Source organism: Duganella qianjiadongensis (assembly GCF_009857915.1).
Classification (GTDB): Bacteria; Pseudomonadota; Gammaproteobacteria; order Burkholderiales; family Burkholderiaceae_D; genus Rugamonas; species Rugamonas qianjiadongensis.
This window is the reverse complement of sequence record NZ_WWCM01000012.1, coordinates 104,332-117,118: the sequence shown is the minus strand read 5'-3', so window position 1 is coordinate 117,118 and position 12,787 is coordinate 104,332. Positions and strand designations below refer to the sequence as shown.

The 12,787-nt window shown below is 63.0% G+C and carries 11 protein-coding genes; 8 read left to right on the top strand and 3 right to left on the bottom strand.

All coding sequences use genetic code 11. The annotated features are described in order from the left end of the window. Positions 1 to 15 precede the first annotated feature (15 nt). The 7 genes from GTP27_RS16915 to GTP27_RS16885 all read left to right on the top strand — a co-directional run bounded on the left by GTP27_RS16915 (position 16) and on the right by GTP27_RS16885 (position 7,842). The gene (locus GTP27_RS16915) at positions 16 to 717 is read left to right on the top strand and encodes a SapC family protein (RefSeq protein WP_161040340.1); all 702 of its coding nucleotides are present in this window, start codon (positions 16 to 18) and stop codon (positions 715 to 717) included. Further along, on the top strand, positions 710 to 1,714 hold the full coding sequence (locus GTP27_RS16910) for a cupin-like domain-containing protein (RefSeq protein WP_161040339.1): 1,005 nt from the start codon (positions 710 to 712) through the stop codon (positions 1,712 to 1,714). The genes GTP27_RS16915 and GTP27_RS16910 overlap by 8 nt, the downstream gene beginning before the upstream one ends. Before the next feature lie 9 nt (positions 1,715 to 1,723). Beyond that, positions 1,724 to 3,265, top strand: a complete 1,542-nt coding sequence (locus tag GTP27_RS16905) for a tryptophan halogenase family protein (RefSeq protein WP_371865943.1) — start codon at positions 1,724 to 1,726, stop codon at positions 3,263 to 3,265. Between the two features lie 93 nt (positions 3,266 to 3,358). Next, complete coding sequence (locus tag GTP27_RS16900; RefSeq protein ID WP_161040338.1) at positions 3,359 to 3,646, top strand: PsiF family protein; 288 nt, start codon at positions 3,359 to 3,361, stop codon at positions 3,644 to 3,646. A gap of 190 nt (positions 3,647 to 3,836) precedes the next feature. Beyond that, positions 3,837 to 4,457: a GIN domain-containing protein gene (locus GTP27_RS16895; RefSeq protein ID WP_161040337.1), complete on the top strand. Its 621-nt coding sequence runs from the start codon at positions 3,837 to 3,839 to the stop codon at positions 4,455 to 4,457. A gap of 74 nt (positions 4,458 to 4,531) precedes the next feature. After that, positions 4,532 to 6,814, top strand: coding sequence for a putative bifunctional diguanylate cyclase/phosphodiesterase (locus GTP27_RS16890; protein WP_161040336.1), 2,283 nt, complete (start codon positions 4,532 to 4,534; stop codon positions 6,812 to 6,814). Positions 6,815 to 6,873: 59 nt separating this feature from the next. Continuing rightward, positions 6,874 to 7,842 carry an alpha/beta fold hydrolase gene (locus GTP27_RS16885; RefSeq protein ID WP_161040335.1) on the top strand — a complete coding sequence of 323 codons (969 nt, stop codon included), beginning with the start codon at positions 6,874 to 6,876 and terminating at the stop codon, positions 7,840 to 7,842. On the opposite strand, the gene GTP27_RS16880 is transcribed toward GTP27_RS16885, so the two are convergent. After that, the gene (locus tag GTP27_RS16880) at positions 7,826 to 8,698 is read right to left on the bottom strand and encodes a GIN domain-containing protein (protein WP_161040334.1); all 873 of its coding nucleotides are present in this window, start codon (positions 8,696 to 8,698) and stop codon (positions 7,826 to 7,828) included. The genes GTP27_RS16885 and GTP27_RS16880 overlap by 17 nt on opposite strands. A 180-nt stretch (positions 8,699 to 8,878) precedes the next feature. On the opposite strand from GTP27_RS16880, the gene GTP27_RS16875 reads away from it, so the two are divergent. Continuing rightward, on the top strand, positions 8,879 to 9,247 hold the full coding sequence (locus tag GTP27_RS16875; protein WP_161040333.1) for a nucleotide pyrophosphohydrolase: 369 nt from the start codon (positions 8,879 to 8,881) through the stop codon (positions 9,245 to 9,247). A gap of 4 nt (positions 9,248 to 9,251) precedes the next feature. Here the strand turns inward: GTP27_RS16875 and GTP27_RS16870 are convergent, their stop codons facing one another. Both GTP27_RS16870 and GTP27_RS16865 read right to left on the bottom strand, forming a co-directional pair. After that, on the bottom strand, positions 9,252 to 10,181 hold the full coding sequence (locus GTP27_RS16870; protein ID WP_161040332.1) for an alpha/beta hydrolase: 930 nt from the start codon (positions 10,179 to 10,181) through the stop codon (positions 9,252 to 9,254). Between the two features lie 94 nt (positions 10,182 to 10,275). Further along, positions 10,276 to 12,744: a TonB-dependent receptor plug domain-containing protein gene (locus GTP27_RS16865; RefSeq protein WP_161040331.1), complete on the bottom strand. Its 2,469-nt coding sequence runs from the start codon at positions 12,742 to 12,744 to the stop codon at positions 10,276 to 10,278. Positions 12,745 to 12,787: the final 43 nt, after the last annotated feature.

The following is a 12,787-nucleotide window of genomic DNA, read 5'->3' as shown; positions in this document are numbered from 1 at the left end:
AGACACGAGATCACCATGGCCAAGCACGCACTACTGAACAATATCGATCACAAGGACCTGCACGTCATCACCCGGCGCGGCGCCGAATTCGGCGACAACCAGATGCTGGCCGTGACCTTCCCCGCCGAATTCCGCGACGTCCAGGCCTGCTACCCCATCGTGTTCCGCAAGACCACCGACGGTCTGGGCTTCGAGCCGGTGGCCCTGTTCGGCTTTACCGAGGGCGACAACCTGTTCCTCGAAGGCGAGCAGTGGCAGGCCATGTATCTGCCCATGATGGTGGAGCGCCAGCCTTTCCTGATCGGCGTGAATGGCGATGAACTGATGATCAACATCGATCTCGAAAGCCCGCGTCTCAGCCGCAGCGAAGGCGAAGCCGTATTCAAGCCGCACGGCGGCAGCACGCCTTTCCTCGAACAGACCAACTCCCTGCTGGCCGCCATCCATCAGGGACTGCAGGAGACGCCGGCCTTCCTCGCCGCCCTGCTGCAGTACGACCTGCTGGAAAGCTTCGTGCTCGACATCGAACTGGATAACGGCTCGCAAAACCGGCTGGTGGGCTTCTACACCATCAACGAAGACAAGCTGGCGGCGCTCGATGCAGCCGCGCTGGCCACGCTGCATGCGGGCGGCCACCTGAAGTCCATCTACATGGTGCTCGCTTCGCTGTCCAATCTGCGCAGCCTGATCGACCGCATGAACTACCGCCATGGCTAAGGCTATCCGTGAAATCTGCGGGCTGGGCGTCAACGATCTCGATGACGCCATCCTGACGTCGACCGAACCGCTGCTGCTGCGCGGGCTGGCCAGCAGCTGGCCCATGGTGCAGGCGGCGCGCAGTTCGGAGCAGGAGGCCGACGCCTATCTGCGCAGCTTCTACCGTGGCGCCACGGTAGGCGCCATGCTGGGCCCGCCGGAAGCGGGCGGCCGCTTCTTCTACAATGACGATGCCAGCGGCTTCAATTTCTACCCTGTGCACGCCAAGCTGAATAACGTGCTCGACGAAATCGAAGCCAAGCGCCATCTGGACCCGGCACCCACCGTGTATGTGGGCTCCACCACGGTCGATACCTGTTTGCCCGGCTTCCGCGAGCACAACGATCTGGCGCTGGGCCAGCGCGATCCGCTGGTCAGCATCTGGATCGGCAACCGCACCCGCATCGCCGCCCACTACGATGTGCCGGACAATATCGCCGTGGTGGCTGCAGGGCGCCGCCGCTTCACCCTGTTCCCGCCCGACCAGCTGCAGAACCTGTATATCGGCCCGCTCGATTTCACCCCGGCCGGACAGGCCATCTCGCTGGTGGACTTCCACCAGCCCGATTTCGAACGTTACCCGAAATTCGCCACCGCGCTCGAACATGCGCAGGTAGCGGAAATGGAGGCGGGCGACGCCATCTTCATCCCCAGCATGTGGTGGCACCACGTGGAAGGGCTGGCCGCCTTCAATGTGCTGGTCAACTACTGGTGGCGCCAGTCGCCCGACTACATGGATACGCCCACCAATGCGCTGATGATGGCCTTCCTCACCCTGCGCGACCTGCCGCCGGAACAGCGCAAGGCGTGGCAGGAGATCTTCCGCCACTACATCTTCGAAGCGGACCAGCAGACCGCCGCCCACATCCCTGAGCATGCGCGCAATGTGCTGGCGCCGCTCGACGACGAAGGTGCGCGCATGCTGCGTGCCCAGATTCTGAAAAAAATGAACCGTTAAGGAACCATCGTGCAAGCATCTACTTTTGCAATGAATTCTGCTCCTGCTGCCGGCGCGCACCGGCCGGTACGCCGCGTGGTGATCTGCGGCGGCGGCACCTCGGGCTGGATGGCGGCAGCCGGTCTGGCCAAGGTGCTGGGCAAGCGGCTGGACATCAAGCTGGTCGAATCGGACGATATCGGCACCGTCGGCGTGGGCGAAGCCACCATTCCTACCCTGATCAACTTCCACAATCTGCTGGAAATCAACGAGCAGGAATTCATGGCCGAGACGCAGGCTACCTTCAAGCTGGGCATAGGCTTCGAAAGCTGGCGCAATGTCAGACAGGACTACATCCACTCCTTCGGCATGACCGGCACCGACCACTGGACGGCCGGCTTCCAGCACTTCTGGCACAAGGGCGTGGAACGCGGGCTGGCCGGCGACTACGGCGACTACTGCCTCGAGCTCAAGGCCTCGCAGGAAAACCGCTTCGCCCATCTGCCCAATCAGGGCATGAACTACGCCTACCACCTCGATGCGGGACGCTATGCGCGCTATCTGCGCCGCCTGTGCGAACCGCGCGGCGTGCAGCGCATCGAAGGCAAGATCGTGCGCTACACCCGCCACGAGGACAACGGCGACATCCGCTCCATCGTGCTGGAATCGGGCCAGGAGATCGAAGGCGATCTGTTCATCGATTGCACCGGCTTCCGCGGCCTGCTGATCGGCGAAGCCATGCAGGAACCCATGCAGGACTGGTCGCAATGGCTGTTCTGCGACCGCGCCATTGCCGTGCAGACGGCCTCGGTGGGTCCGGCCATTCCGCTCACCCGCTCCATGGCCCATCAGGCCGGCTGGCAGTGGCGCATACCGCTGCAGCACCGCGTCGGCAATGGTCTGGTGTATGCGAGCCGCTATCTGGACGACGACGCCGCCCTGCGCCAGCTGCTGGGCAATGTGGAGGGCGAAGTGCTCACCACGCCGCGCGTGATTCCGTTCAAACCCTGCCAGCGGCGCAATACCTGGGTGGGCAATGTGGTGGCCATCGGCCTGTCCAGCGGCTTCCTCGAACCGATCGAATCGACTTCCATCCACCTGATCCAGCGCGCCGTGATCCGCCTGATGCAGAACTTCCCGGCCGACGGCATCAGCCCTTACGATGTGGCCGAATACAACGCCCAGTGCAATAGCGAGATCGAACATATCCGCGACTTCATCATCCTGCACTACCACGTCAATCAGCGTAAGGACTCGCAGTTCTGGCGCGATGCACGCGAGATGGACATACCCGCCGGACTGCGCCACCGCATCGAACTGTTCCGCGCCACCGGACGGGTATTTCGCATTCCCAACGAACTGTTTGCCGAAAACTCGTGGATACAGGTCATGCTGGGACAGGGCATCATGCCGGCTGCGCACCACCAGACGGCCGACCTGATGGGCGATGAAGAACTGGCGCACTTCCTCGGCAGCATCAAGGCGTCGGTGGACCGCACCGTGCAGCAACTGCCTGCGCATCAGCTGTACGTGGAGCGTTACTGCGGCCGGCCCGATCACGCCGCCCGCTAACAGGTGGCTGTTCGCAGCGGCGCAACTCCGTTATAGTTAAGCCGTGGTTGCAGCTGCGACCCGTCCACCACGATCCGACACCGAGGAAGAGATATGAAAAAACTGTTCGTTGCCAGCCTGATCCTGTCCCTGAGCGGCGCCGTCTATGCGGCCGAGCCTACGGCCCAGCAAAACAAGATGAAAACCTGTAATGCCGACGCTGCCGGCAAAAAAGGCGACGAGCGCAAAGCCTTCATGAAAGAATGCCTGAGCGCAAAACCAGCCGCCGAAGCGCCGAAAATGACGCAGCAGGACAAAATGAAGAAATGCAACGCCGACGCCAGCGGCAAGAAAGGCGATGAGCGCAAAGGCTTCATGAAAGAGTGCCTGAGCAACAAATAAGCGGCCAGTTCTTGCCGCCGGGGCAGTCCGGACACCTGCGATTTTGTCTGCCTGATCAAAATCGCAGGGGGTCCGCACTGCCCTTTTGCGTTAACGCCCAAAGCGTGAACGAAAGCAGCAAACGTCGCTGCCGCGCAACACCTAAAAGCTTAACAACATTGTACAATTTGTAATTTTATCGGGAGGGCGTATGCGTCTATTCATCGCTGTTGCAGTCGCGCTGTTAAGTCTGGATGCCGGCGCCGCCGAGGAAAGCCGCAAGCTGCCGCCGTTCATCGCCATCAGCACCGAGGGCGGTTTCTCCATGACCGTTGAAGTAGGCAATAGCCAGTCGCTGCAGATCAGCGGCGACGATAAATTCGTCGCCGGCCTGCGCACCGAAGTGGTGGAAAAGGAGCTGCGCATCACCGCGCCCGATCGCGATTTCAAGGCCGGCAAAAACAGCCCGCTGGTAAAAATATCCTTGCCAGCACTGAGCCGCCTGAAAGTACTGGGCGCCGGCGAGACCATCCTCAACAACGTCAAAGGTGAGCGGCTCGATATCGGTTTCCAGGGCGCCGGCCATCTGGTCGCCAACGGCAAAATCGACTACCTGCGCATCAATGCCAAGGGCGTGGGCGAGCTCGACACCAAGGGCTTGCAGGCCAAACGGGTCGATGTGAATTTCGAAGGCATAGGCGCTGTCAATGTGTATGCCAGCGACACCCTCAACGTGATCGCCAAAGGCATGGGCGAACTCGGTTATTACGGCCGGCCCAAAACCGTCAACAAGTCGGTCAGCGGCATAGGAAGCGTTTCCGCCAAGGATTAATGCTCTACTGACAGCTCCGGACTTTGCGGGTACTATCTTCTCACAACCCGCAACAACATCCGGAGGCTGCATAGGTGGCTGTACCGAACGATATCGCGCACTGGCGCGCGCAGGTGTTTTCCAGATTGCTCCTGGTGGTACTGGTGCTGGGAGCGATTACCGCTATCCCCAGCGCACTGCTGGCGGTCAGCGAAGGCATGTGGTCTATCGTAGTCATCGATGTCGGCGCCATCGCCTGGCTGCTGCTGATCTGGCGCTGGCATAGTCTGGCCTACACTATCCGGGTCCTGAATTTCCTCGCCATTGCCTTCATCGTTGGCATCGCCCTGCTGCTGAAAGTCGGCCCCGTCAGCCAGATTTACCTGATGGCAATACCGGTGCTGGCCGCCCTCCTGCTGGGCCTGCGCCCTGCGCTGGGCACGCTGGCACTGGCCGGCGCGGTAGTCATGGTGCTGGGCTTCGATGCCAACTCCAAGCTGCAGATCGAAGGCATTCCCAACCACGCCTTGCTCAAGGCCGCCATCATCTCGATCAACTTCATGTTCATGACGGCGGTGCTGACGCTGTCCTGCGCCGTGCTGCTGCGCCATCTGGGCAAATCCTTCGAACAGCTGCAGGAGCGCCAGAACGAACTGTCGGTGCTGAACGCGGAACTGCGCCTGACGGCGGTTGCGGTATCGCGCCTGAACGACATGATCCTGATTGCCGAAGTCGACAAGCCGGGCGATGCTGCCGACGCTACCCAGCACATCATCTTCGTCAACGACGCGTTCGAGCGGCGCAACGGCTACCGCCGCCATGAAGTGATGGGACGCAGCCTGCGCCTGCTGCGCGGGCCGGATACGGAGGAAGCCGAGCTGGCCAAGATCAGTGTCGCCATGGCGCATAACGAACCGGTGCGGGCCGAGCTGCTGAACTACACCAAGTCCGGCGAGTCCTACTGGGTCGAAACGGATCTGGTGCCGTTCACCGACGAAGCGGGCGTGAACACCCACTGGGTAGCGGTGGAACGCGATATCACCGAGCGCAAAAAATCACAGGACGACATCCACCAGCTGGCCTACTACGATGTGCTCACCGGCCTGCCCAACCGCCGCATGCTGATGGACAATCTGGACAAGCTGCTGGCAGCCTCGCGCCGTGGCGGCACCTATAGCGCGGTGATGTTCATCGATCTGGACCGCTTCAAGACCATCAACGATGCGCGCGGCCACACCATAGGCGACACGGTGCTGTGCAATGCAGCCGAGCGCCTGAGCCAGCTGATGCGCAAGGCTGATACCGTGGCCCGCATAGGCGGCGACGAATTCGTCGTGCTGCTCGGCCATCTGGCGCACGACCTGCCGGTGGCCACCCACGCCGCCCTGACGGTGGCAGAAAAAGTCCGGCTGGCCCTGAGCGAAGAGCTGGAAATCGAAGGACAGGTATACAACTCCACCGCCAGCATCGGCGTCACCATGCTGCCCAGCACCGGCAAGACTGCGCACGACCTGCTGCGCGAAGCCGATACTGCCATGTACCGCGCCAAGGCGGCAGGCCGCAACGGCGTGGCCTTCTTCGAAGCGGCCATGCAGGCCGACGTCGAGCGTCGCCTCAACATCGAGCACGAACTGGGCGCCGCGCTCAATAGCGGCGCGCTGCAGATGTATGTGCAGGCACAGGTGGACCGCAACGGCCGCGCCATCGGCGGCGAACTGCTGATGCGCTGGCCGGTCGAAAACGGTGACATGATCCCGCCCCACATCTTCATTCCGGTCGCGGAGGAATCGGGCCTGATCGTCGCACTCGGCACCTGGGCGCTGCGTCAGGCCTGCTATGCCGTGCTGCGCCTGCAGGAAGCCGGACATACGCTGCCGCTGTCGGTGAATGTCAGCCCGAGCCAGTTCAGACAGGCCAATTTCGTCGATCTGGTGGCGCGCACGCTGGCCGAGACTGGCGCACCGGCCCACCTGCTGGTGCTGGAAGTGACGGAAGGCCTGCTGATCGACAAGATGGACGAGACCATCGCCCGCATGCACCAGCTGGCGGCCATGGGGCTGCGCTTCTCCATCGACGATTTCGGCACCGGCTATTCGAGTCTGGCCTATCTGAAGAAAATGCCGCTGTACGAACTCAAGATAGACCGCAGCTTCATCATCGATACGCCGGACGACAGCAGCAGCGCCGCGCTGGTGCAGTCCATACTGGCCATGGCCAGCCATCTTGGTCTGCGCGTGGTGGCGGAAGGGGTGGAGACGCTGGCACAGGCCGAATTCCTCATCTCCAATGCCTGCGCCTGCATGCAGGGCTATCTGTACGCCAGGCCCATGCCGCTGCCGGCGCTGATCCAGAAACTGCAGAACGGCGAACTGGCATAATGCTGCCACGCCGTATCCCCGGCCCGCGCCTGCGCGGCTATCTTCCAGAGGCTGATTGAATGAGTGTGCTGTCCCTTGCGGGCCTGCTGCCCGTGCTGATTCTGTTACTACTGCTCCTGCTGCTGGCAGCGGAACGGATTGCACCGCTGCCCGTGGCGCGCGCCGCCATGGCGCTGGAACGGACCCGCTGCGGCCTGCGCCGGCATGGCGCGCACGAAGCCATGCCGTTTCTGGCCGGCGGCTCGGGCGAGGTACTGGTGCTGGTGCACGGCTTTGGCGCCGACAAGGATAATTTCACCCGCATTGCTGCGCATCTGACGCCGCACTACCGCGTGCTGCTGCCCGACCTGCCCGGGTTTGGCGAAGCGGGACGCGACCCGCAGGGGCGCTACAGCATAGCCGATCAGGTGGAAAATCTGCGGGGTTTTCTGGAGCGCCATGCGCCGCAGAAAATTCATCTGGGCGGTAATTCCATGGGCGGTTTTATCGTTGCGCAGTTTGCCGCGCGCTATCCGGAGCGGGTGGCCAGCCTGTGGCTGCTCGATGCTGCCGGCACAGCGGCCGCGCAGGACTCGCAGGCGCTGCGCGGCTACCGCGACAACGGCACCCTGCCCCTGCTGGTGCGCACGCAAGCGGATTTTGCCCAGATGCTGGCGTATTCGCGCCACCGCCGCTTCTTCCTGCCCTATGCCGTGCATACGGCGCTGGCGCGCCGCGCTGCAGCCGACTTCACGCTGCACCAGCAGATCATGCTGCAGGTGGCCGCCTCGCCGCTGCTGGAACAGCAGTACCGGACGCTGGCCACTCCGGTGCTGATCGTCTGGGGCGAGCAGGATCGCATCCTGCATCCGGCCGGCGCTGCCGCGCTGGCGGCGCTCTACCCCGACCACCACCGCATCATGATGGCCGGCATAGGCCACCTGCCCATGCTGGAAGCACCGCGCCAGTGCGCCGCCGACTACCGCGCGTTCCGCCAGCAGCTGGCGCAGCGCGGCGCGGCACAGGGAGCGCTTACTGCATCAGCGTGACATTGCGGCCGCTGATATTGCGCTGGGACGGATTGCCGTACACCGTGACGTAGCCGGAGCCGTTGGACGAGGCCACCAGCGACTGGCTAACCGCCGCCGTAATGCTGCCCGAGCCATAGGTCACCAGTTCGGCGCTCTGGCTTTGCAGGCCAGCCAGACTGGCACTGCCGGAACCATATACCCGCACATTCATATTGCGCACCATGCCATTGGCGTGCACACCACCGGAACCGCGCACATCGAGTTCCAGACGTTCGCCATCGACACGGCCCAGATCGAGCTTGCCGGAGCCGTGCAGGCTGGCCGTGGTGCTACCGCTCTGCAGGGCAGTCGCCGTCACGCTGCCGGAGCCGTTCAGGCGCGCTTCCAGACGGCTTACCTGCCCGGCCAGCTGCACCTGACGCGAACCGTTCTGGCTCAGCGTCAGCGCGCCGCCGTTCAGCCCCGTGACCACCAGACGGCCGGAACCATTGCTCTGGATCTGGTGCAGCGCCGGCGTGGTGTAGGTCACGCGCAGTGCGTTGCTGCTATTGACCTTGCCGTCGACCCAGACGCGCAACAGACCCCCGCTGGCATCGGTACGCACCATAGGCAGCAGGTTGCTGTCGCCTTCGACCTGCAGGCCGGCGGCATTGCCTACCTTGACTTCCACCTGCAGCGGGCCATTGATGTCGATGCTGTCGGCATCGATGGCAGGACGCTGCTCGACCACGGACTGGCCATTGCCCTGCACACCGGAGCTGCCGAACACGCTGCTGACACGGGTGCCGCCGCCGTCATCCGGTATCACTACGATGGCGCAGCCGGCCAGAGAAGCACAGGCAGCCAGTACGGCCAGAGAAATCGCTTTACGCATGATAGGTGTTCCCCCTTATGAATAGTGTCGCCACTATAGAAAAGCAGGGACAGGAATGGCAGGCAAAAGCGACGAACGGTAGAAAACAGGGATTGAAAGGTGCAAAAACGTCATCGGCGGCACAGGCAGGCGAACGGCGGTGCTATCATCAGGCCTCGCCGTTCCCAGCCTGAAAACACCATGACCAGCTCCAGCCCGCCCGAGGACAGCCTGATCGCCCTGCGCGACCTGACCCGCCAGTTTGCCAGCGAACGCCAGTGGCAGACCTTCCACACCCCCAAGAATCTGGCCATGGCCCTCTCGGTCGAAGCGGCCGAACTGATGGAGCACTTCCAGTGGCTGGTGACGGGCGCCGAACACGAACTGGATGAACCGGCCCGCACCGGCATCCGCCACGAGCTGGCCGACGTGCTGCTGTATCTGGTGCAGCTGGCCGACAAAACCGGTGTCGATCTGCACGCCGCCGCGCTGGAAAAAATCGCCCTGAATGCGCAGAAGTATCCCGCTGCACAGGTACAGGGCGACGCCCGCAAATACGACCGCTACTGATCTGCTACAGCGGCGCCAGTCCCAGCGCACGGCGGATCTGCCCGCCCACGATCAGCCATGCCGGCGAACTGGCCGACACTTCATCATAGTGGCTGGCGCCCGGCAGCACGATCACTTCCGCCGCATCCCCTGCCGCCTGCGCGCGGCGCGCATAATCCTGTCCCGCGCGGGCAGGCGAAATCACATCGAGCTCGCCATGGATCAGCACCGTGCGCACACCGGCTGGCAGCATTTCCGCGGGCGAGGTATCGGCAAATACATCGGGGCGGCTGGCGCTGGGGCGGCCGGTCAGCTGCACCATATCGCGGTCGCAGCTGGTCTTGATCAGGCGTTCCTCATGGCGCAGGTCGGCCAGCCCGCCCAGGCTGATCACGCTGGACACCGCCAGCGGCTGCGCCACATACAGCGGGCTGCTGCGCGGCAGGCGCGCGCGCGAGGCGGCCCACTGGGCCAGATGGCCGCCGGCCGAATGCCCCACCAGCACGATGCGCTGCAGGTCCAGCGGATGTTGCGCGGCCAGCTGGCGCAGTTGGTCCATGGCGCTGGCCACGTCCTGATACATGCCGGGATAGCCGCCGCCCGCCTCGTCGTAGCGGCGGTATTCCACATTCCACACGGCGATGCCCTGCTGCGTCAGTGCTGCCGCCATGTTGCGCATCTGGGTGATGCCGCCAAACTCTTTGATCCAGCAGCCGCCGTGGATGATGACGGCCAGCGGGAATGGTCCGGCGCCGGCCGGCACGAACAGTTCGCCGTACTGCGAGGGTGCCGTGCCATAGGCCACATGGGCGCTGGGCGCAGGGCCATGCAGGGCCAGATAATCCTGCAAGCTCATAGGCACGGTAACCGTAGCCGCGCTGCTCATCGCAGCCGCCGCCCCCACATTGCCCGCCACGGCGGCAGCCAGCAAGGTTGTACGCATTTTTTTCAGCATCGCTAGTCTCCATCAGAAGGCGCCATGCTACACCCAAAGAAAAACGGCCACCAGCTTGCGCTGGCGGCCGTCCGGCTACAGGGTTCTGGCGTGCTTAGAACTTGTAGTTGGCGCGGGCGTAGTAGTAGCCGCCGTTGATGCCGAATGGCGAGAACGAAGGCAGCACTGTGACGGCAGCGTTGTCGAGGGCCGCACGTTCATCCGCCAGCAGCAAGGCGCTCTTGCCGTTCGGGTACTTGTTGAACAGGTTGTTGGCACCGACCGCGATCGACCATTCCTTGCTCAGCTTGTAGCCCACTTCCAGATCGGTAATCGCCTTGGTGCTGATTTCCGTCTTGTGGTAGACCGAACCATCTTCGCTGCCATATTCAGAGGATGGGCCATAGATCGCTTCACGCAGGTTGACCGTCCAGTTACCGATCTTCCACAGCGCGCCCAGATTCAGGCGTACTTTGGGAGAAGCGGTTTCCAGATCGGAGATGGCAGTCTGGTCCAGCAGCGTCTGCGGCAGCAACTGCTTAGGCGCCTGATTGATCTTCACCACTTCGACCTTGTTGTAGTTGGCCGCCAGCGACCAGTCTACTTTACCTGCCGTGCCGTAGCTCTCGGCCAGCGTCGCCACAAACTCCAGCCCGCGGCTGCGGGTGTTGACGGCGTTGGAGAAGATGTTGATACCGGTCTGGCTGACGGTGCTGTCAAGCACATTGCCGTTAGCCTTGATGGCTGCCACCACGGCTGGCGAATTGACTGAGCCACCCGAGCCATACAGCGCACCGGAACCGACGATACGGTCACGGATGGTGATCTGGTAGGCATCGAGCGTGATGGCCAGATTGCTGGTCGGGTTCAGCACCATGCCGAGGCTGAAGTTGGTCGAGTGCTCAGGCTTGAGGCCATCCACCCCCACCAGCTTGGCGCCTGCCGAATTCGGCGCCAGCTGCACGAAGGCGCTGGTCGGGCTGACGTTGGTGGCCGAGTAGTATTCCTCGGCCAGCGTTGGCGCGCGGAAGCCGTTGCTGAAGGTGCCGCGCAGGCCGAAGGCCGGCGTGAAATCGTAGCGGCTGGTGAACTTGCCCACTTTGGCGTTACCGAAATCGCTGAAGTGCTCGTAGCGCGCGGCCAGATCCAGCGTCAGATCGGCCACCGGATTACCGGCGAAGTCGATATAGGCGGCTTCGTTGGTACGACGGTGCGAACCGGCGTCGGTCAGCGAGAAGCCCGGATACGACTGCGAACCTTCCTTATAGCGCGAAGCGGCATCACCGGCTTCGATCTCGTACTTGTCGATGCGATGTTCCAGACCAGTTGCCACCGTCAGCGGCTTGGCCCAGCCGATGGCAAATTCGTTGCTGGCCTCCAGCGTGGTGGTCAGCTGGCTGGCGATAAAGGCACCGGCATGGAAGTTGGTCGGCGTGGAGCCGGTATCATTGAACAGCGAGACGTTGCCCGAATCGGCCACGCCGATCTTGCTGGTGTCCTTGCCGTAAGTGCTGCTCAGGTCCATATTCCAGCCCGCCAGCGTACCCTTGATACCGGCCGTCAGGGCAAAGTCGTCCTGCTTCAGCGTTTCCTTGGGCGAGAAGCCGGTCGGGTAGACTTTCGGCAGACGGTTAGGCAGACGGTAGTTCTCGTAGGCGCGGGCTTCCTTGTGGCCGTAGGTGGCAATCGCATATAGCTGGCTGCCCTCGGCAAAATCGTAGCCGAAGTTCGCCGCCAGCACGTTCAGGTGGTACTGCGCGTCGCCGGAAATATGGTTGACATACGGGTAGCCCGGCTGCTGGAACATGCCCGGATAGGCCGCCATGCGCGAAGGTTCGATCACGCGCGGATCGATGCCGCCACGGTCGCTGTAGCCATGGTATTTGGATTCGCCGGTGATGCTCAGGTAGGCGTCCTTGAACGGCTCCATGCCCACGTTGAAAGCGCCGTCGCCGGTGCGCCCGCCGCCATCGGCATAGCCGCCGCCCGTGACAGTCGCGGTGCCGCCGTGGTTGTTCGACTTGAGGATGATGTTGATCACGCCGGCAATCGCATCCGAGCCATACTGCGCGGCAGCGCCATCCTGCAGCACTTCGATGTGGTCAATGGCGGCAACGGGAATGTAGTTCAGATCAGCTGCAGCGCCACCCTGATACGGGCCACCGAGCACGGCCAGATTGGCGGTGCCGTGGCGGCGCTTACCATTGATCAGCACCAGCGTATCGTTCGGGCTCAGGCCGCGCAGACGGGCCGACAGCGTCAGGTTGGCGGTGTCGCCGCCAAAGGCCTGCGCCGTAAACGAGGGCAGATTCTGCGCCAGTGCCTGGATCAGGTCCGGCTGGCCGGTGCGCTGCAGCGCGCTGGCATCGAGCACCTGTATCGGCGAAGCGCTGTTTTCCACTTTCATGCCGGTAGCGCGGGTACCGGTCACGATCACGGCGCTGACTGCTTCGCCGGCGACATCGGCAGTAGCAGCTGCGGCACCGGCCACCGCATCAACTGCCGGGGCGGAAGCATAGGCAGAGCCCATGACCAGAGTGGACATCACGGCGGCGACGCCGGTCTTCAGTTGAACCTTGTGCATGGTGATTCCTCGTTGATTAGTAAAGTAGGGTAAAGCTGTGATG